Here is an 18,232-nt window from a genome sequence, read left to right as displayed (position 1 = left end):
CGTTCTTACGGATTGTCCTGAGAACGCAGGAGGCACCCAGCAATGACGACGCTACGCAAGGCAATTCGACGGCCCCGCGTATTGGAGGCCACGGGTTGGTCAGTCCCGACCCTCTACCGCAAAATGAAAGAGCGGACCTTCCCGCAGAGTCAAAGACTCGACCCTAACGGCCAAGCAGTCGTTTGGTGGGAGGATGAAGTTGCCGCGTGGCAGCGAGGTGAGTGGAAGGCCACGGAGGCCGCTGCCTGATGAAACCCCATATGGAAAACCCGGCGCTGGCGGGCACCGGGCTTCCGAAATCTGATCTGGCTGGCGCTTCGATCTGTTCGGAATCTATCCCTTCGCTCCCTCCAATTCAAGCTGATCCTGCGGCCGAGCGACGTTTCGCTCAGGCGCTTGCCGAGCGTGTGTTCGGCATCGCGTCAAACTCCCAAGTTGGGAGATTGATCCCGGTTGTCCGGCGTCGGCGGAGGATTGCGGCATGATGCACATCAAGCCCGATGAGCTTCGGCCACTGATCGTCACCGATCCGAAGATCCGCAAGATGCTCCAGCTTGCCGGCCTGCGCTTCATGTGCAGCCGCGCCCGCTGGCTCGACAGCGAGGCTACCAAGCTCGGTATTGCCTTGAAGGCCGGCAGCATGACCTCAGACGAGGTTGACGCCAAGCTGGAGGAAATGGGCGCGCTTGATTTGGTGTATCCACTGGTTACGTTCGACGAGATGGAGGCCGATCCGCCGGCAAAGAGCTGGCTGATTAAAGGAATCCTCGCCCGCGGCGAAACATCGGCTTGGATTGCCCCACCTGGAGCGATGAAATCCGCGCTGTTGGCGGAGGCCGCAATCTGTGTCGGCGCCGGTCTCGATTGGCACGGCTACCGAAACAAGGGCGCCGCTGGCGTGCTCTATTTCGCGATCGAGCGGTCAGACCTTGTTAAGCGGCGCTTGCGGGCTCACCGGGCGCGGCTAGTACCCGGAATCAGAGCTGAGTGATACGGCGGCCTTTGAAACGGCGTTGACGGACCTTTTTCTTGGTCCAGACGAAGGGCTCGGCTCTGTCGTTGTATGCGTTGACGTAGGCATCGATGTGTTCCTGAAGCTGCTTGAGGCTCGTGAAGGAGGTGCCGCTGAGCGACTGCCCCTGCAAGATGGAAAACCATACTTCGACCTGATTGAGCCATGACGCACTTGTCGGCGTGAAATGAAATTGCACGTTGGGGTGGGCCTTGAGCCAGTCCTCGTTCTTTTTATGGGTGTTGAGGTTGTCGAGGATGACGTGAAGCTTGCGGTTCGGAAAAGCCGCGGTGACGCTGTTCATGAAATCGAGAAACTCGACGCGGCGCCGGCGTTTTGAATGGGTCGCGATGATCTTTCCGGTGGCGACTTCGAGCGCCGCAAACAATGTTGTGGTGCCATGCCGCTTGTAATCGTGGCTTTGGCCGGTCAAGGCGCGGCCATTGGGCAACTTCAGATAACCCTGCGCTCGCTCCAAAGCCTGGATCGAGGGCTTCTCGTCCACGCACAGCACAATGGCCTTCGCCGGCGGCGCGACATAGAGGCCGACAACATCGGCGGCTTTGGCCGTAAAGTTCGGGTCGTTGCTCTCGCACCAGGACTTGCGAGCCACCAGGTCAATCTTGTGGCTGCGCAGGAACCGCCAGACATATTGGACATCGACATCGCCCAGCGCCTCGGCCAGCAGGGGCCGGTCCAGCGCGCAAACCCTTGCGGTGGCGGCTTATCCAGCAGCTTCAGAATCCGCTTGTCGGTCGTCTTCGTATAGATCGGCTGCTTGCCAGGCCGCGGCTTGTCTTGCAGCCCTTCAAGGCCATGGTCGGCATAGCGATGCCGCCAAAGGCTGACAATCCGCGGCTGGACCCCAACTTCCTTGGCGATCGACCGGGTGCTGCGCCCATCCGCCGCCAACAGAACTATCCGCGCCCGCTTCAAATCGCGCTGCAACGTCACCGGTGAGCGACAGCACGCCTCAAGCACCTTGCGATCTTTCCTCGAAAGGTGGACTTCTCTTGCTTCGGGTATCATCCCGACCTTGAATCACGACTCACGTTCCAAGAAAAGTGGGTACTAGGGCTTGCTGGCACGCCTATCTGTGTATCAAGCGCCACAATCGACCTGACGCACCCTGACGCCTTCAAAAAGGTGATTGATACGATCCGGGACGCCCAGACCATCTTGGGCGATGATATTGGGCTGGTGATTATCGACACCTTCGCGAAGCTGATCGCGGCGGCCGGCGGCGACGAGAACAGCGCCAAGGATCAGGGCGCCGTGTTCGCCAATGTGCAGCGGGTGAAGAACGTAACGGGCGTTCATGTCGCACTGATCGGCCACACCGGAAAGGACCAGAACCGCGGCGCGAGAGGATCTAACGCACTATTGGGTGACGTTGATGTCATGGTGACGATCGGCGGCGACGAAATCAAATCTGTAACCGTCACCAAGGCGAACGACGCGCCGGAAGGCCCCCTCTTCTCGTTCAAGTCTGATGTCCATGAGTTCGGCACAGATGAGGATGGCGACCCGATCACGGTCAATGTGGTCAGCTCGGAGGAGGTTTCATCGCAAGTTGCGACGAAAGGTCAGGAGCCGAAGTTGAAGCCCAACCAACAGACCGCCTTCGCCATCCTGCACGGCGCCGGCTCAGCAGGGCTGACACTGGAGGACTGGAACGCCCAAGCAAAGGACGCCGGCCTTGGCCTGAAGCGAAAGGCCGACCTGACTGACATCCGCAACGCCCTGCTCTCCAAGGGGCTTGTCCGCCAGTACGGAGACAGGTGGCGCGTGTCTCATGACTGAGTACGGGTTCGAGGGTTCGTAGGTTACGGCTCTTATAGAGAGCCGAACCGTACCGAACCCCGAACTCTACAACCCGAACCCGAACCGAACCCGAACCGAACTACCGAACCATTGGAAGGTGCTGAGTGAACAAACAGCCGAAGACCAGTCATCTGACACCGTGGAAGCCGGGACAGTCCGGCAACCCTCTGGGGCGGCCACAGGGAGCCCGTGCGAAGTTCTCCGAGAAGGCGTGTGCTGATGCGCTGGCGGACTGGACGACCAACGGTGCAACCACGCTGGAGCGTGTGAGGGCCACCGACCCGTCAACGTATTTGCGGGTGCTGTTCTCGATCATCCCGAAGGACGTTGCGATCTCGATCGAGAACCGCACCGGCCCGATGGATAGTGCCGAGATGCAAATGATGCGCCGGCTCGTTGGACTGATCCAGGCGACGGCAGCGGCGATCGACCCGGAGACCGTGTTCGGTTGGATCGAGGAAGATCTGAGAGCGCGCGTCGCGAAGGATCTGCCGGAGGTGGAAAGACTGGATTAGGCGGAAACTGGTTCTGCCGGCGAACTGGTTTCGAGGCCGAAAACAGCATTATCTTTATCAGGCGTTCTCACTGCGCACGCCACTACGTACAAATGCCATGGCGTTTTCTGGGGTATTTCCATAGATTCCTTCGTGACTGATTTGCACACGAAGGACCGCGACGATGACCGACGACGAGATCAAGGCCCAGGCCGCAGCCAAGGCCCAGGCCGAACGTGACGAGCTGATTGCTGCGCTCCAGAACCGCACGGCGCTGGGGCGCCTGGCGCTCACTGAGGCCAATACAGTGTTCGACGTCATGGCCGAGCTGGGCTTCGCGATCACCAAGGCCGGCTGACATGTGCCACCGACCAAGTCCCGATCGGGCAGACCTGGGCGAGCTAGCCCGGATGCTCCAGCAACATACGCCCATGTGCCAGCTTTCCGACATGCAGGTGCGGAGTTCGCTCGAGCTGATGCAGCAGCGCGGCTGGAAGATCACGGCGCCCAGCGCGGCGCCTGAGGCTGGGCGGTCCGAGTGATGGCCCAGCAGTACATCGGCACAGGCCGCATCGGCCCGGGCAAGAACGTTGCCTACCCGTCTCCGCTCCCGATCTGATCGACGCTGACCCTAACGAGGCGGTGACACTCAAGCAGGCGGCTCAGGAGCTCTCGCATGCTCGTGGAGACATCTCCAGGTTCGTCGAGGGCGCCAGTCTTTCCAATATTCAGGATAAGGTCGACAAGACCCGCCTTGCAGAGCTGAAGAACAACCCCAGTGCAGCGCAGGAACTCGGGTTAAACGATCAGGACGTTACTGCGGCCGCGCAATCTGAAACGAAACGAGCAATTGCTGACGATCTCGCCAAGGAAGCAAGGGCCGAGCCGGCCACCCCGGCAGTTGATGGCCTCGATCCCGAAGTCGAGAAGGCGCTGAAGCATCCCCAGGTCCGGCAGGCGATCGAGGAGGAGCTGGGCCGGGCTGATGTCGCCAAGCAGCAGTATGCGACGGCGCTCAACACTGCGCACCAGTATGCGCAGGCGAGCCTCCTGGATCATTTCCCAGAGCTGGCGGACTTCCCGGTTGATCAGTGGGCGGAGGGCATCGCAATCCTGCATCAATCCGACCCGCAGCGTGTGCAGCGGGCCATGGGCGTGCTCCAGCGGGTTGATCATCTCCAGCAGGCGCAGGCGCAATGGCAGCACCATCAGGCGGCGGAGCAGCGGCAAAGGGTCGAATCCTGGGCCCAAGAATGAGGGCGCCCGGTATGACGCGTGGGCCGCGAAAGAGGGCATCAAGCCCTCAGAGATAGCGCGGGCCGCGGAGGAGTACCTGGGCGATCTGGGCGTCGACAGGGACTCGCTGGCACGGCTGACGAACGACAACCCGGTCCTGCGCTCGTCTGAATTTCAGCGCATGCTGACCGATGCCGCTCGATATCGGATGGTCATGGGAGCACACGCCAAGGCAAGCGCGAAGGCCGTTCCTCCAGTTATGCGGCCTGGCGTCGCAAGCAGCACACCACGAAGCGGCGATCATTCCGGGCAGATCGCGGAACTCCAGAAGCAACTGGATACGGCAACGGGCAACAAGGCCATGCGCATTGCCGCGGAGATCACAGGCCTTCGACGCGCAGCAGGAGCAAGGTGAGATGAACGGGAAAGGCTTTCTGGATCAGGTGGACTGGTTCACCGACAAGTTTGGCGGCAAGCAGCAAACCGACGACGAGATCATCGATCGGTTTGCGCTGAACGGCGCGGAAAATCGTATCGCTATGCTGCACCAGATCGAGGGCGAAGAGCTGGAGGACATCTCCACGCCAAACGAGATCCGGAAGGCCGCGCGCCGTATGAAGCTGGTCCGGCAGATGAACGAAACACATAGCGCGCTGCTCAAGGCAGGTCGATGAGAAACCCCGTGCTTGAAGCCCTGCTCAACGCCAAGGTGGCCGACGTTGTCGAGCCCCCGCGGTCCTGGGGCAAGGAAGAAAAGCAACGCTTTCTGCAACTCCCTCGGGACTTGCAGCTCTACTTCGCGAAGCGGGAGCAGCAGCGAGACGACACAGTGCGCCGGGCGCAAAACGAAGCGGCTCAAGCCCGGCGGGAAATGAAAGAACTCCAAGCGAAACTGGCGGCCTCGGAAGAGAGGCTTGCAAAGATTGAGGAAAAGAATGCCGAAACAAGAGACGTTGCCGCCTGAAGAGCGGATCAAGGCAATCTGCGATGAAGCGAATGCGATCGTGGATGCGAAGGCGACCGAGTTGAAGAAAGAGTTTGAAGGACTCCCGTATGTGTCGCTGCGCCGCGACCTCGAGAATAAGGCGCCGGGCTGTGCGTGCCGGCAGGCGCTCGCGATCCTGCGGGAGGGAAAATGACCGCACCCATTGGTGGCCTGCTCAGCGGATTGACCGATCCGAAATTCATGGCGGAGATTGCGGAACGCCAGCGCATTGCTGCGCACGTTGCGGCCCAGATGGGGGTGACGGTGGAGGAGGCGAGAGCGGCATTGCGTGCTTTCGAGGCCGAAACCTCCAGCGATGGCCATACACAGCATTGATATGACGCACTGGACGGACTCGATCAGCGGGGTGCTGGATCATGCCGAACGGCTTGACGGCGACCTCGAGTATTTCGCCGAGCACTATCTGAAGATCCGCCCCAAGGCCGGCGGCGTCGTCCCGTTCAAATTCAACCCGGTGCAGCGAAAGCTGCACGCGATCATCGAGGAGCAGCGCGCCAAGACTGGCATGGTCCGCATCGTGGTGCTGAAGGCCCGGCAGGAAGGCGTGAGTACCTACGTTGCCGGCCGCTACTATCACAAGACCATCAAGAAGCCGGGCTTCCTGACTGCGATCGTGGCCCATGAAAAGCCGGCGGTCCGCAACCTTTTCGGCCTGGTCAAGCGCATGCATGACCTGATGCCGGATGACATGCGACCGGTGACTGGCGCCTCGAATGCCGAAGAGCTGAAGTTCAGCAACATAGACAGCGGCTATCTGGTTTCCGTTGCGACTGAGGACGGCGCTGGCCGATCATCGACGGCCCAGGCTCTGCACGCCTCCGAGGCTGCCTTTTGGGTGAACCTGAAGGAGCAGTTGGCGGCGCTGATGGAGACGGTGCCCGACCTTCCCGACACCGAGATCATTGTCGAGACGACCGGCAACCAGTTTGGCGATGAGTTTCACCAGTTCTGGTGCAAGGCCCTTGCCGGCGAGAACAGCTTCCTCGCGGTGTTCCTGCCGTGGTCGGAAGATCCGACCTACCGCAAGGCCCTCCCCGACGACTTCGCCATGAGCACCGAGGAAAAGCAGTTGGCCGAGCTGCACAAGCTCGATGCCGAGCAGATCTATTGGCGCCGTTGCAAGATCGCGGACAAGGGCGACATCAACTATTTTAAGCGCGAGTATCCGCTGACGCCTGACGAGGCCTTCCTCGCCTCCAGCTTCGACAGCTTCATTCCGCATGAACTGGTGCTGCGGGCTCGCAAGAACGACCACAAGGGGACCGGACCGCTAATCGTTGGAGTCGATCCCGCCCGGTTCGGCGCTGACAGCACGGCCATTGCCTGGCGCCGCGGCAGCGGTATCGAGAAGATCGAGAAGCGCCACGGCCTCGACACCATGCAGGTCGCGGGTTGGGTGGCCCAGATCATTCGGGACGACAAGCCGGCCAAGGTGAATATCGACGTTGGCGGCCTCGGCGCCGGCATCTACGACCGTCTGGTCGAGCAAGGCTATGGCGGCTCATTCGGCAGCGGCTTGCTCAACGCGGTCAACTTCGGCTCAAAGCCCGTCGAGCCTCCACCGTTGGACGACAGCGGCAAGCCATCGGGCGGCCCCGCCAACCGCCGGGCTGAGATGTGGTCGCATCTGAAGACCGCGCTGGAGGGCGCTAACTTCTCTCTGCCAGACAGTGACAGCCTGCAAACCGACATATGCGGCCCTGGCTATCGCTACATGAGCGATGGCCGGCTTGTCCTGGAGAGCAAGGACGACATGAAGAAACGGGGGATGCCGAGCCCGGACGAGGGCGACGCGGTGGCGCTTTGCTTCAGCGAGCCCGGCGGGGCGCCTGTGGTCTCGAATGCCAATTTTAACCGGCGGATCGAGTATCCGGGCATGGGGGTGGCGTGATGCTCTCGTCTACGCCCCGAGGGCATCTAATGCCAGAGCAGAAAAGTAGTTGTTCCTCATTAACCGATAGTTGCCTAAAATGTGGCAACTGGCTAATGACCCGCAGTGGTTGTAGGGTGGAACCGCTATGGGCAAGGACGCGTTACCAGACCCCGGCCCATGGATTGGGGCGGTGGAGCGGATTGGGATTGGGAATACGGTTGTCCTCGTGCTGGCCCTTGGGTTCGCAAGTTCACTGCCTTTCCAGGGGGCGGCCTATCTTCGAGCTATTAACGAGCTTGTGAAGACTGTGTCGAAATATCGCAAAGAGAAGACGCGCGTCCCAGATAAGATCAAGGGCAAGCAGGCAAATCTCGGGGCGGCTCTAGCCCGATCTATTCACGAGAGCACGGTCGTTCTTGACGTCTGACGGGGGCTGGCGGCTGGCGTGGGTGACCGTCCGGCCTTTTCTCACCGGGTTCTACATCAAGCTGTTTTGTAGGCGATGGAGGAGTGGGGCGGGTGAGCGGGCGCAGGCCCGGTCGGTTACGGACCGAGCGGGAGCAGCGCGCCGGGCAAGCCGCGGATCAGGTCGGCTTCGGGACATGCCGCGGCAAACGCAAGGCGAATGCGGCTCGTGGTCTCGACCACACGGGCAGCGAGTTTCAAGAGACGAAGACGCAGCGTCGCGAACTCGGCAGTGGCCAATTCCCGGGCTTTGGGAATGGCGTCGCGCACGGTCAGCATCAGCCAATAAGCGGCCGTATGGAGCACGAGACGGACCTGGTTGGCGAGCGCCGAACGGCAGCTGGTGCGGTCGGAGGCGAGCTGTGTCTTATGCAGCTTGATCAGATTCTCTGCTTGGCCGCGCGCGCAATACAGGCTGTCGTAGATCCACTCGGCCGAGCCGACATCGAGGCTGGTGACGACGAAACGGATGTCGAGGCCGAGCATCGTCGCCTCAATACGGGCGACGGTGCGCCGTTCGCGATCTTAGCCACGCAGAACCGGCAGGTTCTCGATGGCGCGTCGGGTGCGGATGTCGTCGGCGACCTCGTCGACTTTTCTGGCGAGAGGCTTGGTGCCGGACAGACCGAAGATGTAGTCGATGCCGTTGGTCTCGCACCACGCCATGGCCTCCGGCCGGGCATAGTGCCCGTCGCCACGGAACGTAATTCGCGTGTTGTGCCACCGCGTGCGGATATGCCGTACCAGGCGGCGCAGATGGGCACGCACCTCGACGCCGCCCGGCGTCTTGCCGGGCCGCAGCACGACGGCCACGGGCCGGCTCTTCTCCGTGTCGTAGACGTGGATCGGCAGAAAGCAGCGTTCGTCATAATGAGCGTTGAACAGCGAGAGCTGCTGATGGCCGTGGACGACGTCGCAGGTATCATCGATGTCGAGCGTGACGGATGCCGGCTCGTGGGGGTAGCTATCCATCCATGCGTCGACCAAAATGTAGGTCAGTCGGATCACGTCGCGCAGGCGCGGAGCATTCTCCAGCCGCGACAGCGTCGGCTGGGAACACAGATCCCGGCCCGTGTCCGGTAGGCGACCGCAGGCCAGCTTGAATGCCGGATCGGACCGCAGATGATCGAGGTCGTCGGCGTCCTCGTAGCCGCAGCAGATCGCGAACATGCGCGCGCGGAACATATCGACCAGGCTGTGCACGACCCGCGTCGGATCGCGCCGATCCGGGAACACCCGGGCCAGATTGTCGGCCAAGCCGAGACGCCGCTCGGCCATCGCCAGAAGCATCACGCCCCCGTTCGAGGTTAGGCGCCCACCATCGAAGGCAGCTGTGACTTTCTTGGCGTGAATGGCTGGAAACGAGAAGGGCGGAATCGTATCGTCGGTCATGGCGGGCGTGGCGTTCGCGGTTGGAGGTGATGGGGTTGGCTTCACAACCGAATCCTACGCCGTATCAGCGCTTTACACCACGCTCGCCAGCCTCTCGGGCGCCTCTTACGAATAAGACAGGCTAGAGGCACGCAAGCGCAACGGGCGCGGAGGATGATATGCTAGTCTGGTTTGCCACAGCAGCAGCAGCCATCGTCATATGTTCCGCGATCTATTACGTCTTCGCGCGTGAGCAGCTATTTCGGCTGGAGCGGTACGAATATTGGTCTGATCGTTTTTTTGCAGCAGCCAAGCCACTCGTGTCTAACCCCGAGACGCCCGAAAGCTTGATTTCCCTAATTGGAGACTTCAACAATCTGATCACCGACGAACGAGCGCCCGTCGGCGTGGTGAATGTGTTTCGAGCCAAGCTTGAGCGGAAAGACAAGAAAAAGTCAGAGTACTCTCCCGACCCGAGCTTCCGCGCCTTTTTTGAGAAGTTTCCAGATCTCCTCCACAATGCGGGGGTCGTCTCCCACGCCGGGCTACTTGCGGCCAGCTATGCTCATTGGGTGATGGGGGTCCAGGCGCGCGCAATACTTGCGGACACTTTCGCGGAAATGGAGCTTCGGCGAAACGAGATCAGCGATACTGCTGACGTGAAGGATATGACGCGCGCCTATCGCGGTCCAAGCTTAGTGCCGTTGATTATCCGAAGATAACTCCACAGGTGCGCCGCTTCCGCGGCGCTCACCTGCGCGGGATTGTGACCTGATCCAGCATCTCAGGCGCAAACGTTTCCCATTTGGGCGTATATTCGGCGCCACTGATATTGAACCAGTAGCACATGCACCCCCCGCTCGCGGCTGGGTTCGAGATAGTCATAGTCGGACCTCCCGACTTAAGCCTGACCGTATCGCCCTTCTTAAATTCTGCCATCGGTTGATTCTCCTGTTTCTTGCCCTACAACGATTCCGCAACCGTAAGGCGAGAGCAAGCGCGACTTGCGGTGGATTGACACTCTTCGCCCTTTGACCTGCCTCGACTCAGGCGAGCCCTTCCGCAGCGCAATTCTGCGCTTGTGGAGGCGGAAGAGGATCTGCGGGGGAAAATCAAGACGGACGCCGGCGAGATTGAACGACAATCCCCTGGGATTTATGCGATCTCAGAGTAGTAGCTGGTGCAACCCAACCAAATTGAGCGTGAATATCGAACTGGAGACGCATCCAGCGCCCGGCGAAATCGGCGGCTTTCTTGGCGTCTGCCTCCATTTTATTGAGCGACATTTCTGTGTGCACCTCATTGGCAGCGTCATCCTTCGTTGGTTCGTAAAACCTTACGCGCACAAGATGCCCGCTCGCTGAGTGCTCCACCTCCATATACCCGTGTGCCATCATGCGCCGGTGCCTTTCGTAGGCGTCCATCTCGTCCAGCAGCTCAACAGCCTTCGCACGGAATTGAAATAGCGGTCCGTGGGGAACATCAAGTAGCTGTCTGATTGCCTTGACCCTGCTCGGTAGACGGTAAGGAAATTCATTACGCTTGGTGAAATACGGATCAACCTGCTCCATCGACACCCACAAGTTACCAAGCAAGTACTCCACCTGAGAATAGGAGCCCACCAACATGCCCCGCAATTTGTTCGCGCGCTCGATTATCCGCTGCTTCTGGGGAGATATCGGTCGGTCGAGAGGGTGATACATTTTTCGTGCCGAACGGCGGCTTGCAAATCGGATATAGCGCAAAAATGGGTGACGGCGAAACCGAGGCCAAGGTCGCGAACCGGTTGCTCTGGCGGCGCTACCGGGCGACCAGGAGCGGCAGCGATTTTAACCGGCCGCTGACCTACAAGAGCTATGCACTATTGCGAGCATTGGTAACGGCCGTTTAGGCCACTACCAATTCACGTGGTTTGATCTGCTTCAGCTCGCTAGCAATCTCGGCGCCGGTCTTTTCGACCTCAAACCTCGATTGCAGCGTAAGCCAGAAGTCGGGCGTGGTGCCGAATACCTTTGCGAGACGCAATGCGGTATCAGCCGTAATACCCGTTTCCTCCCGGGCAATGCGCTCAATGCGAGTGCGCGGGATATGGCACAGGTTCGCAAGGGCGTACGGAGTTAGGCCGTAGGGCTCCATAAATTCTTCCCGCAGGACCTCTCCCGGGTGCAGTGGCTTCAACTTTGCCATTTCTTAACCCTCCTACTTAGTCGTGATAATCTACGATCTCAACGTCATACGCTTCGCCATCTCTCCAAACAAAGCAAACTCGGAACTGTTTGTTGATCCAAATCGCGTGCTGTCCTTTGCGATCTTTTTCCAGTTCATGAAGCTTGTTGTTTGGCGGTGCTTTCAGATCGAATAGCTCCTTTGCAGCGTCAACCATTCGGACTTTCCGACGAGCCACCCTGACAATTGTTGTCGGGAACCCGCGGGGGCAGTTGCCGTCAAAAACCGCCTTGGTGTTGGCGTCCTTGAAAGACCGAATGGCCATCGATTGCTCGCTAACGTATCGATCCCTGATACGTTCCGCAATACTGAACGTATCAAGAACTGATACTATTAATAATATAGGTAACGGGATCGTCACATTGGCCAGTATTTGACGAAATCGAGCGCGGATTCAATCTTGGGGAGTATTTAACCCCAGCTAAAGCGGCCAAAAGCGATTAACCGCCCTTGGACTTCGCCTTCAGCCCCAGCTCGACAAGGCGGCGGATGGCTTCTGACCGTGAAACGTCGTGTTTTCCTGCCCAAGTGTCGAGCGCTTTCATGGTCTGAATCTCGAACCGGGCGGGGATTGTCCCGCCATACTTGATGCCGGGTGGGCGCCCCATGGACTTTTTGTGTACAGATTTCTCTTGTTTGGTCATGACTTTTCGTATACAGGAAAAGCAAGCCGAGGGGAAGCGTCAACTTCCGCCCCGGCTCTAAACCCAGTCAAGGAGTGACCCGTGACTAGATCTGACACTCACGATACCACAATCACGTCTGGATTTGCCCGACTTCGCCGGCTTATGAACCGTCCCGTCGCGCCAGTACCGCTGGTGGCGGTGCTGACCATCTGCTCCGGCTCGCTGCTGGTGCACTTGCTGCTGTGGGTGCAGCCATGACCGGAAAACCAGCCGGTGATGTGATGGACAAAAATCTCTTGATAGATCAGGCCTGCGATATCTACTGCCACGGCCTAGCCCGGATAGATACGCTGGGGCCGAACCGCCGGTTGGTGTTCACGGTGCCGAGTGTCGACAGCACCGGCTATCAGCAAGTGGTGGTGAAGCTGATCCTGCCGGCCGAGTTGATGGTGACGCTTGCCTACATGGCGGCAGGTACCGACCGAGACACCATCTCGCCCGACCTGATTGCGCTCGAAACCGGGAGGGCGAATTGATGGACGTGAATGACATTGACAACGCGCTTCACGAAATCAGGCAGATGGTTCTGGTTGCGATTGGCGCGCATGAAAGTCTGCTCGGTGATCCTGATCCTGAGGTTTTCAGCATGCCGCGACGTGATGCGGAAATGCTCTCATTCAGCATCTTTGATGTCCTAAAACGGGTTGAAGATCTGAAGGAAAAGCTGACCGAGCCAGCAAGGCCGCAAGCGAAGATTGTCCTGATCGGGGGCAACGAGTGCGCCTGATCCGGCTCTACGTCGGCCGGCTGTGCTTCAAGCTCAGCTTGTGCCTCGCGATCGCTGGGAAGAAGGTCTCTGGCATCTGACAGCAAAAGGCCCGCCGGTTCACTGGCGGGCCTAGCACTCCCGGCGCTCCAATCCGCAATTGGATCGGCAGCCGGGAGCATTGGGGGCTGGAAAGCGAGCCGTGCCACGTTCGATCTCTAACGACAATGGGTAAAACAGCGGACTCCGGTAGTCGTACGGATGCATTTTCGGAACGGGGTGTTCTACTGTGAGAACACCGGCGCGATTTAAGCATCAAACAATTTTTAGTTGTCCGGGAATGCCGCAGTGTGGGTGTGTGTGTGTGTGTGTGTGTTGGAACCACGCTGCGGCTTTTCCCATGAGCTAATTCGCTTTGGGGGTGCGCTGGGTCAATTTTGCCCAGATTCGGCCCGCGATAGGTGTTAACAAACACCTATCACCGCGCGGCCCCTGGCTTTCATCGGTGATGAGAACGCCATTAGCGCTCCCGCCTCCTCTAGATAGGAGCAGCGCCATGCGTCGCCATTCCACGCAAACCAAATCGCTTGAAGGACGTCTCGCCGAAGAGGCGAAGCGCCTGCATGAACAAGCCGAATTGCTTCCGCATGGCAATCTGCGCGAAGCCGTCGAAAGGAAAGCACGGCAGGCTGAAACCGCCTCGCACATCAGCGAGTGGCTGAGATCACCCGGATTACAGCCGCCGGTATGACACCAACCGCACTTGATGAGCTTATCGAGATACAGGCGGACCTTGCTGAGCTTCGCAAGCTTGCATGTGTGTTCCCTCCCGAAACGGAGAAGGTCTTGCAACTGTTCGCGGACCTAATGGAGAGGCGCGCTCGCGAGATCGACAAAATGATTTGAGGCCGCCTCAGTTGGCGGTGTCTTTCATTGCTTCAGCTTGCGCCGCCCCGGCCCTTGGTCATGTCGCGTTTCGGTACCCCATGATTGCGAGCTGTGGGTTACCTCGGTCGAAGTCTGGCCGAACCTCGGCGCCGCGATTGCCGCAACCCCAGCAAACGAACCGCGGCTCGAGATCGGATAGCCTCACAGTGTCAGGCCAGCGGTCGGCGTCCAGGGCGACGTGATGGCCACAATGGCAATAGATCAAGACGCCGCGCACACCCATCTCTCGTAAGCGGAGCTTTTCTCCCATTTGATTGACTGGTTTCGCTTCGGCTTTCGCTCTGCGATCCTTGGCTTGTCAGAGAGCCGAGAGGAGACTGAAGGCGATGGAACAATCGGGGGAGGAAGCCGAAGCTGATGGCTTTGTGGGGAAGCTTACGCGCCGGACGCGTTCTGGAGGCCGGTTATGGTCTGCGGAGATCAAGGGGCGCGCTGTTTTCGAGAGCATGAAGCCCGACGCCCGGGTATGTGATGTCGCACGGCGTTATGGTGTGAAGGCCCAGCAGTTGACGACGTGGCGCAGATTGGCGCGTGCTGGCCGGCTCGCATTGGTCACGGACGACGCGGCGGATTTCGTGTCGATCGAGCTGAGCGATCCAGTGGCGTCAGGCAAGAGCGAGGGGCCCGTCGAGATTACGATTGGCAAGGTTTCGGTCCGCCTGGATGCGGACGTGTCGGCGGTGCGGATCGCGGAGATCGTGACTGCGATCGAGCGCGGCGCATGATCATTCCGGCGCAGGGACTGCGGATTGTGCTTGCTGTGCGTCCTGTTGACTTCCGGTGCGGGCACGACGCGCTGGCCGGTCTTGTGCAAAACACGCTTGGGCTCGATCCGCATTCGGGCCTGATCGTGGTTTTTCGTTCGAAGCGCGCCGACCGGCTGAAGATTTTGCTATGGGACGGCACGGGCCTCGTTTTGGTCTACAAGCGCCTTGGCCGCGATGGTCGTTTCGAGTGGCCGCAGATCAGCGACGGCGTCATGCATCTGACGCGCGTGCAGTTCGAAGCGAGAACTGGAAGCGAGTGGGCGAACGGATTGTCGCGACGCCAGCTGCGGCGAACTGACTCAGACCCGACAACCTGTTTCGCGCGGGGCTTTGGGATGATAGCTTGCGGATGTGCCGCCGTCCCCCATTGATCCCGCCCGTCTTGCAGCGCTGCCCGCCGATTTGCGCGCGCTCTTCCGCGCGCAGGAAGCGATGATTGAAGCCGAGCGTCGTCGCGCAGACGATGAATGCTCGGCGCGCCTTCATGTCGAGAGTGAACTGGCTGCGTCCAAAGAGAGCGTCGAACGCCTCGAACTGCTCGTGAAGGAGTACGAGCGCGCACGTTTCGGTAAACGCTCGGAGAAGTTCAATCCCGATCAGATGCAACTGGTTCTCGAGGACATCGAGATTGCCATCGCCGAAGTCCAGGAACGCCAGGACGATCGTGCGCGCCGCGCCGGCACGGCGCCGTCCAGCCGCCGGACCAGGCGCGCTGCCCGTGCCTTTCCCGCGCACCTGCCGCGCATCGAGCAGGTGATCGAACCCGAGAACCTCGAGTGTCCCTGCGGCTGCGGCCGGATGGTCCAGATCGGCGAGGATCGCTCCCGCCGTCTCGATGTCATGGCCGCCCAGTATCGTGTGATCGAGACGGTGCGACCGCGCTACGCCTGCGCAAAGGGCTGCACCGGTGTTGCTCAGGCGCCGGCGCCCGCCCATCTCGTGGAGGGTGGCATCCCCACCGAGGCGCTGCTGGCGCAGGTGGCGGTCGCCAAGTTCAGCGAGCACATGCCACTCTATCGTCAGTCGCAGGTTCTGGCTCGGCATGGCATCTTCATCGATCGCGCCGTTCTGGCAGACTGGATGGGAACGGTCGCCTTCCACCTCGCGCCGCTGGTCGAGCGCATGAGCGTCGTGATGAAGCAATCGGGCCGCTTGTTCATAGACGAGACCAGGGCGCCTGTGCTCGATCCGGGCCGGGGCCGAACGAAGACCGGCTATCTGTGGGCTGTCCTGCGCGACGATCGCGGCCACGGCGGCGCTGATCCACCAATCGTGGTCTACCACTACGCGCCAGGACGCGGTGGTGACCATGCTGAGCGCATCCTCGAGGGCTTCGACGGCATCCTTCAGGTCGACGGATACCAGGGCTATCATCGGCTCGCACGGCCCAAGCGCAAAGGCGGCGTGCCGCTGCGGCTGGCCGCATGTTGGTCCCACTCAAGGCGCAAGATCATCGCAGCGACTCCGAAAGCCGGCTCACCCATCGCCGAAGCCGTTCTCGCGCGCATCGCCGCACTCTATGCGATCGAGAAGGAGATCCGTGGCGCCGACGCCCCGGCTCGGCAAACGACCCGTAACGAGCGATCACGGCCGCTCGTCGCTGAACTCGAGAGGTTTCTGCGCGAGCAAGCCGCTCGCCTGTCGCCGGGCAGCGAGATGGGCAAGGCGATCGCCTATCTCCTGAACCATTGGGATGGCCTCACCTTGTTTCTCGACGATGGTTGCGTTGAGATGGACACCAATCCCGTCGAAAATCAAATCAGGCCGCTGACTCTGACGCGTAAAAATAGTTTATTTGCTGGTCACGACGAAGGTGGTCGTTCATGGGCGCGCATAGCTTCGCTCATCGCCACCTGCAAAATCAACAGCGTGGAGCCCTACGTCTGGATGAAAGCGACGCTCAAAGCGATCGCAACCGGTCACCCGCAGTCCCGGATCGACGAGCTCCTGCCCTGGTCGTTCGGCCGCACCTCGTAATTCTCCGTCGTTGCCGCCTCCATACCCCCCGCCAACGATTTGCAAACACGTTGATCAACAGACTGCAATCCCCACGCCAAACCTTTGCGAATGGGACGCGAACGTCGCTTACCATCTCTCGCATCTCGCCGAAGGTGATCTTGAGCGGCCGGCCATCTGCGTGCGTTGATGTGCGGCGTTTAGGACGAGGCATGCCGCCATCGAAACGCGGCTAAGGCGAGAGTCAAATTATCGATTCCTAGCGGCGCGGAACGAGCGCGAACTACTGCCGGTCGTGGGTATGGAGAACTGCCCGTCCCTACCCGGTCAGCCCATTCCAAATCTGCTCAAGCTCCGCGGCCTCGCGACGCAGGCGCCGAGAGCGCATTGTACGTTCAACTGTGCGCCGAATGACGACAATCAATCTAACTAGCTGATTTTGCTGATGTTTTGGCGGAGAGGGAGGGATTCGAACCCCCGATAGGCTTGCACCTATGCCGCATTTCGAGTGCGGTGCATTCAACCACTCTGCCACCTCTCCTGAAGGCGCCAAGTAAGGAGCAGGGCCCCTGTGGTTGGGGCGTTAATAGGCGAGGATGGCGGGCCAGACAAGGCGCGAAAGGGGAAAATCCGCTGCCTCTTTCAACCCCATCCCAGCCTTCGGGAGGAACCGCGATGGAGCATCTGACGATCAAGGTCAATGGCGCCAATTTCCACCTGGTTCGCGCTGGAAAGGGCAAACCGCTGCTTTTGCTGCATGGTTGGCCGGAATTCTGGCTGACCTGGGAGCCGGTGATGGTCCGGCTGGCCGATCGCTTCATGCTGATCGCGCCCGACCTGCGCGGCTTTGGCGACAGCGACAAGCCTGACGGGCCTTACGGGCCGGACGGCCATGCCGCCGACATGCTTGCGCTGATGGAGGGGCTCGGCATCGAGCGATTCGCCGTGGTCGGCCACGATGTCGGCGGCGCCGTGATGCAGCCCCTGGCGCGGCAGGCACCGGGCCGGCTCGCCGGTCTCTTCTTCTTCGATTTCGTCTATCCCGGCATCGGACCGCGCATGGCGGCGCCCGACCGGCTCAACCACATCTGGTACCAGTCCTTCCACCAGATGGAGATGGCCGTGCGGCTCGTCGGCGCGAGCCGCGAGAGCTGCCGGCTCTATATCAGTCACTTCCTGAAGGGCTGGGCGCATCGAAAAGACGCCTTCGACGACGTCCTCGACGCCTTCGTCGACAATTTCTCTAGGGTGGGCAACCTTGCCGGCGGCTTTGCGCATTATCGCGCCTCGCATGCCGGGCGCGTCGCGATGATGAAGGGCGAAGCTCCACAGCTTCCGCCGATCGACGTGCCGACCTGCGTCCGCTGGGCCGAGCACGATCCGCTGTTTCCCTATGCGTGGACCGACCGGCTCGGCGAGACGTTCAGCGCGCTCGATCTCGCGATGTTTCCCGGCGCCGGCCACTTCCCGCATCGGGAAAATCCCGACCACGCGGCCGCGGAGATCGCGGCGTTCTTTCAGCGCGTCGGCTGGAGTTGAGTCCGAGGAAGGGGTGGGACCGCCAGACGCGGTAAACACTGGCGGTCCCGTGCCGCTCATTGCAATACTGACCGGGAAGGGCGGCTTCGCCGGCCAGGTGAGGCGACGATTCGACCGTAGCGG

At 60.5% G+C, this 18,232-nt stretch carries 26 protein-coding genes, 1 tRNA gene and 2 pseudogenes; 21 read left to right on the top strand and 8 right to left on the bottom strand.

Annotated features, from left to right (window positions below; all coding sequences use genetic code 11):
- The first annotated feature begins 42 nt into the window (after positions 1-42).
- Together ACFLEY_RS01635 and ACFLEY_RS01630 are read left to right on the top strand one after the other, a co-directional pair.
- Positions 43-249, top strand: a complete 207-nt coding sequence (locus ACFLEY_RS01635; protein WP_082755758.1) for an AlpA family phage regulatory protein — start codon at positions 43-45, stop codon at positions 247-249.
- Between the two features lie 232 nt (positions 250-481).
- Complete coding sequence (locus ACFLEY_RS01630; RefSeq protein ID WP_082755757.1) at positions 482-991, top strand: AAA family ATPase; 510 nt, start codon at positions 482-484, stop codon at positions 989-991.
- Here the strand turns inward: ACFLEY_RS01630 and ACFLEY_RS01625 are convergent.
- Positions 978-2,041, bottom strand: a pseudogene (locus ACFLEY_RS01625) (IS630-like element ISRj1 family transposase). The gene ACFLEY_RS01630 and the pseudogene ACFLEY_RS01625 overlap by 14 nt on opposite strands.
- A gap of 117 nt (positions 2,042-2,158) precedes the next feature.
- Here ACFLEY_RS01625 and ACFLEY_RS01620 point away from each other — a divergent pair.
- The 10 genes from ACFLEY_RS01620 (at position 2,159) to ACFLEY_RS01575 (ending at position 7,463) form a co-directional block, all read left to right on the top strand.
- Positions 2,159-2,815: an AAA family ATPase gene (locus ACFLEY_RS01620; RefSeq protein ID WP_060909751.1), complete on the top strand. Its 657-nt coding sequence runs from the start codon at positions 2,159-2,161 to the stop codon at positions 2,813-2,815.
- A 125-nt stretch (positions 2,816-2,940) separates the two neighbouring features.
- Positions 2,941-3,351: a DUF5681 domain-containing protein gene (locus ACFLEY_RS01615; protein ID WP_129557421.1), complete on the top strand. Its 411-nt coding sequence runs from the start codon at positions 2,941-2,943 to the stop codon at positions 3,349-3,351.
- A 163-nt stretch (positions 3,352-3,514) separates the two neighbouring features.
- A complete protein-coding gene (locus tag ACFLEY_RS01610) occupies positions 3,515-3,688 on the top strand; it encodes a hypothetical protein (protein WP_171901172.1) in 174 nt (57 codons plus the stop codon).
- A gap of 284 nt (positions 3,689-3,972) precedes the next feature.
- Positions 3,973-4,587, top strand: a complete 615-nt coding sequence (locus ACFLEY_RS01605; protein WP_211434499.1) for a hypothetical protein — start codon at positions 3,973-3,975, stop codon at positions 4,585-4,587.
- 160 nt (positions 4,588-4,747) lie between these two features.
- Entirely contained in the window at positions 4,748-4,981 is a 234-nt protein-coding gene (locus ACFLEY_RS01600; protein ID WP_129557420.1) for a hypothetical protein, read from the top strand.
- A 1-nt stretch (position 4,982) separates the two neighbouring features.
- On the top strand, positions 4,983-5,240 hold the full coding sequence (locus ACFLEY_RS01595; RefSeq protein ID WP_060909747.1) for a hypothetical protein: 258 nt from the start codon (positions 4,983-4,985) through the stop codon (positions 5,238-5,240).
- An 8-nt stretch (positions 5,241-5,248) separates the two neighbouring features.
- Positions 5,249-5,530 (top strand): hypothetical protein, encoded by a 282-nt coding sequence (locus ACFLEY_RS01590; RefSeq protein ID WP_129557419.1) that lies wholly within the window; start codon positions 5,249-5,251, stop codon positions 5,528-5,530.
- Positions 5,502-5,705, top strand: coding sequence for a hypothetical protein (locus ACFLEY_RS01585; protein ID WP_129557418.1), 204 nt, complete (start codon positions 5,502-5,504; stop codon positions 5,703-5,705). Before ACFLEY_RS01590 ends, ACFLEY_RS01585 begins: the two co-directional genes overlap by 29 nt.
- Positions 5,702-5,887, top strand: coding sequence for a hypothetical protein (locus ACFLEY_RS01580; protein WP_129557417.1), 186 nt, complete (start codon positions 5,702-5,704; stop codon positions 5,885-5,887). The genes ACFLEY_RS01585 and ACFLEY_RS01580 overlap by 4 nt, the downstream gene beginning before the upstream one ends.
- Positions 5,868-7,463, top strand: coding sequence for a hypothetical protein (locus ACFLEY_RS01575; RefSeq protein WP_396604481.1), 1,596 nt, complete (start codon positions 5,868-5,870; stop codon positions 7,461-7,463). Before ACFLEY_RS01580 ends, ACFLEY_RS01575 begins: the two co-directional genes overlap by 20 nt.
- A gap of 525 nt (positions 7,464-7,988) precedes the next feature.
- On the opposite strand, the pseudogene ACFLEY_RS01570 reads toward ACFLEY_RS01575, so the two are convergent.
- Positions 7,989-9,302, bottom strand: a pseudogene (locus tag ACFLEY_RS01570) (IS1380 family transposase).
- A gap of 158 nt (positions 9,303-9,460) precedes the next feature.
- On the opposite strand from ACFLEY_RS01570, the gene ACFLEY_RS01565 reads away from it, so the two are divergent.
- Positions 9,461-10,003, top strand: coding sequence for a hypothetical protein (locus ACFLEY_RS01565; protein ID WP_060909742.1), 543 nt, complete (start codon positions 9,461-9,463; stop codon positions 10,001-10,003).
- Positions 10,004-10,031: 28 nt separating this feature from the next.
- Here ACFLEY_RS01565 and ACFLEY_RS01560 read toward each other — a convergent pair whose 3' ends face one another.
- Both ACFLEY_RS01560 and ACFLEY_RS01555 read right to left on the bottom strand, forming a co-directional pair.
- Positions 10,032-10,166, bottom strand: coding sequence for a hypothetical protein (locus tag ACFLEY_RS01560; RefSeq protein ID WP_249163548.1), 135 nt, complete (start codon positions 10,164-10,166; stop codon positions 10,032-10,034).
- A gap of 227 nt (positions 10,167-10,393) precedes the next feature.
- On the bottom strand, positions 10,394-10,909 hold the full coding sequence (locus ACFLEY_RS01555; RefSeq protein WP_396604480.1) for a hypothetical protein: 516 nt from the start codon (positions 10,907-10,909) through the stop codon (positions 10,394-10,396).
- 119 nt (positions 10,910-11,028) lie between these two features.
- On the opposite strand from ACFLEY_RS01555, the gene ACFLEY_RS01550 reads away from it, so the two are divergent.
- Positions 11,029-11,172 (top strand): hypothetical protein, encoded by a 144-nt coding sequence (locus tag ACFLEY_RS01550; RefSeq protein ID WP_171901171.1) that lies wholly within the window; start codon positions 11,029-11,031, stop codon positions 11,170-11,172.
- Here the strand turns inward: ACFLEY_RS01550 and ACFLEY_RS01545 are convergent.
- The 3 genes from ACFLEY_RS01545 to ACFLEY_RS01535 all read right to left on the bottom strand — a co-directional run bounded on the left by ACFLEY_RS01545 (position 11,169) and on the right by ACFLEY_RS01535 (position 12,151).
- Positions 11,169-11,468 (bottom strand): HigA family addiction module antitoxin, encoded by a 300-nt coding sequence (locus ACFLEY_RS01545; protein WP_060909739.1) that lies wholly within the window; start codon positions 11,466-11,468, stop codon positions 11,169-11,171. The genes ACFLEY_RS01550 and ACFLEY_RS01545 overlap by 4 nt on opposite strands.
- A gap of 16 nt (positions 11,469-11,484) precedes the next feature.
- On the bottom strand, positions 11,485-11,772 hold the full coding sequence (locus ACFLEY_RS01540; protein WP_082755755.1) for a type II toxin-antitoxin system RelE/ParE family toxin: 288 nt from the start codon (positions 11,770-11,772) through the stop codon (positions 11,485-11,487).
- 175 nt (positions 11,773-11,947) lie between these two features.
- A complete protein-coding gene (locus ACFLEY_RS01535) occupies positions 11,948-12,151 on the bottom strand; it encodes a hypothetical protein (RefSeq protein WP_049807601.1) in 204 nt (67 codons plus the stop codon).
- 236 nt (positions 12,152-12,387) lie between these two features.
- Here ACFLEY_RS01535 and ACFLEY_RS01530 point away from each other — a divergent pair, with 236 nt between their 5' ends.
- From ACFLEY_RS01530 to tnpC, 6 genes are all read left to right on the top strand, one after another.
- A complete protein-coding gene (locus ACFLEY_RS01530; protein ID WP_038943178.1) occupies positions 12,388-12,669 on the top strand; it encodes a hypothetical protein in 282 nt (93 codons plus the stop codon).
- Complete coding sequence (locus ACFLEY_RS01525) at positions 12,669-12,920, top strand: hypothetical protein (protein ID WP_060909738.1); 252 nt, start codon at positions 12,669-12,671, stop codon at positions 12,918-12,920. The genes ACFLEY_RS01530 and ACFLEY_RS01525 overlap by 1 nt, the downstream gene beginning before the upstream one ends.
- A gap of 535 nt (positions 12,921-13,455) precedes the next feature.
- Entirely contained in the window at positions 13,456-13,650 is a 195-nt protein-coding gene (locus ACFLEY_RS01520) for a hypothetical protein (RefSeq protein ID WP_080586571.1), read from the top strand.
- 523 nt (positions 13,651-14,173) lie between these two features.
- Positions 14,174-14,572 (top strand): transposase, encoded by a 399-nt coding sequence (locus ACFLEY_RS01515; RefSeq protein ID WP_026192391.1) that lies wholly within the window; start codon positions 14,174-14,176, stop codon positions 14,570-14,572.
- On the top strand, positions 14,569-14,985 hold the full coding sequence (tnpB, locus tag ACFLEY_RS01510; protein WP_145982909.1) for an IS66 family insertion sequence element accessory protein TnpB: 417 nt from the start codon (positions 14,569-14,571) through the stop codon (positions 14,983-14,985). The genes ACFLEY_RS01515 and tnpB overlap by 4 nt, the downstream gene beginning before the upstream one ends.
- A gap of 61 nt (positions 14,986-15,046) precedes the next feature.
- Entirely contained in the window at positions 15,047-16,591 is a 1,545-nt protein-coding gene (tnpC, locus tag ACFLEY_RS01505; protein WP_224517700.1) for an IS66 family transposase, read from the top strand.
- Positions 16,592-17,021: 430 nt separating this feature from the next.
- On the opposite strand, the gene ACFLEY_RS01500 is transcribed toward tnpC, so the two are convergent.
- A tRNA-Ser gene (locus ACFLEY_RS01500) sits at positions 17,022-17,111 on the bottom strand.
- Between the two features lie 134 nt (positions 17,112-17,245).
- Here ACFLEY_RS01500 and ACFLEY_RS01495 point away from each other — a divergent pair.
- Positions 17,246-18,109: an alpha/beta fold hydrolase gene (locus ACFLEY_RS01495; protein ID WP_396604479.1), complete on the top strand. Its 864-nt coding sequence runs from the start codon at positions 17,246-17,248 to the stop codon at positions 18,107-18,109.
- Positions 18,110-18,232: the final 123 nt, after the last annotated feature.

Source organism: Bradyrhizobium sp. YCK136 (assembly GCF_044570075.1).
Lineage (GTDB): Bacteria > Pseudomonadota > Alphaproteobacteria > Rhizobiales > Xanthobacteraceae > Bradyrhizobium > Bradyrhizobium diazoefficiens.
Note: the sequence above shows the minus strand (reverse complement) of the source record. Positions and strands in the feature narration are given on the sequence as shown.

Bases quoted from the DNA above. Each gene is read 5' to 3' on its own strand.
- ACFLEY_RS01540 (WP_082755755.1), bottom strand. From the start codon at position 11,772: ATGGCCATTCGGTCTTTCAAGGACGCCAACACCAAGGCGGTTTTTGAC.
- ACFLEY_RS01565 (WP_060909742.1), top strand. From the start codon at position 9,461: ATGCTAGTCTGGTTTGCCACAGCAGCAGCAGCCATCGTCATATGTTCC.
- ACFLEY_RS01515 (WP_026192391.1), top strand. From the start codon at position 14,174: ATGGAACAATCGGGGGAGGAAGCCGAAGCTGATGGCTTTGTGGGGAAG.
- tnpC (WP_224517700.1), top strand. From the start codon at position 15,047: ATGATTGAAGCCGAGCGTCGTCGCGCAGACGATGAATGCTCGGCGCGC.
- ACFLEY_RS01550 (WP_171901171.1), top strand. From the start codon at position 11,029: ATGGGTGACGGCGAAACCGAGGCCAAGGTCGCGAACCGGTTGCTCTGG.
- ACFLEY_RS01560 (WP_249163548.1), bottom strand. From the start codon at position 10,166: ATGACTATCTCGAACCCAGCCGCGAGCGGGGGGTGCATGTGCTACTGG.
- tnpB (WP_145982909.1), top strand. From the start codon at position 14,569: ATGATCATTCCGGCGCAGGGACTGCGGATTGTGCTTGCTGTGCGTCCT.
- ACFLEY_RS01525 (WP_060909738.1), top strand. From the start codon at position 12,669: ATGGACGTGAATGACATTGACAACGCGCTTCACGAAATCAGGCAGATG.
- ACFLEY_RS01530 (WP_038943178.1), top strand. From the start codon at position 12,388: ATGACCGGAAAACCAGCCGGTGATGTGATGGACAAAAATCTCTTGATA.
- ACFLEY_RS01575 (WP_396604481.1), top strand. From the start codon at position 5,868: ATGGCCATACACAGCATTGATATGACGCACTGGACGGACTCGATCAGC.
- ACFLEY_RS01520 (WP_080586571.1), top strand. From the start codon at position 13,456: ATGCGTCGCCATTCCACGCAAACCAAATCGCTTGAAGGACGTCTCGCC.
- ACFLEY_RS01635 (WP_082755758.1), top strand. From the start codon at position 43: ATGACGACGCTACGCAAGGCAATTCGACGGCCCCGCGTATTGGAGGCC.
- ACFLEY_RS01585 (WP_129557418.1), top strand. From the start codon at position 5,502: ATGCCGAAACAAGAGACGTTGCCGCCTGAAGAGCGGATCAAGGCAATC.
- ACFLEY_RS01630 (WP_082755757.1), top strand. From the start codon at position 482: ATGATGCACATCAAGCCCGATGAGCTTCGGCCACTGATCGTCACCGAT.
- ACFLEY_RS01600 (WP_129557420.1), top strand. From the start codon at position 4,748: ATGCTGACCGATGCCGCTCGATATCGGATGGTCATGGGAGCACACGCC.
- ACFLEY_RS01535 (WP_049807601.1), bottom strand. From the start codon at position 12,151: ATGACCAAACAAGAGAAATCTGTACACAAAAAGTCCATGGGGCGCCCA.
- ACFLEY_RS01495 (WP_396604479.1), top strand. From the start codon at position 17,246: ATGGAGCATCTGACGATCAAGGTCAATGGCGCCAATTTCCACCTGGTT.
- ACFLEY_RS01545 (WP_060909739.1), bottom strand. From the start codon at position 11,468: ATGGCAAAGTTGAAGCCACTGCACCCGGGAGAGGTCCTGCGGGAAGAA.
- ACFLEY_RS01610 (WP_171901172.1), top strand. From the start codon at position 3,515: ATGACCGACGACGAGATCAAGGCCCAGGCCGCAGCCAAGGCCCAGGCC.
- ACFLEY_RS01555 (WP_396604480.1), bottom strand. From the start codon at position 10,909: ATGTTGGTGGGCTCCTATTCTCAGGTGGAGTACTTGCTTGGTAACTTG.
- ACFLEY_RS01580 (WP_129557417.1), top strand. From the start codon at position 5,702: ATGACCGCACCCATTGGTGGCCTGCTCAGCGGATTGACCGATCCGAAA.
- ACFLEY_RS01595 (WP_060909747.1), top strand. From the start codon at position 4,983: ATGAACGGGAAAGGCTTTCTGGATCAGGTGGACTGGTTCACCGACAAG.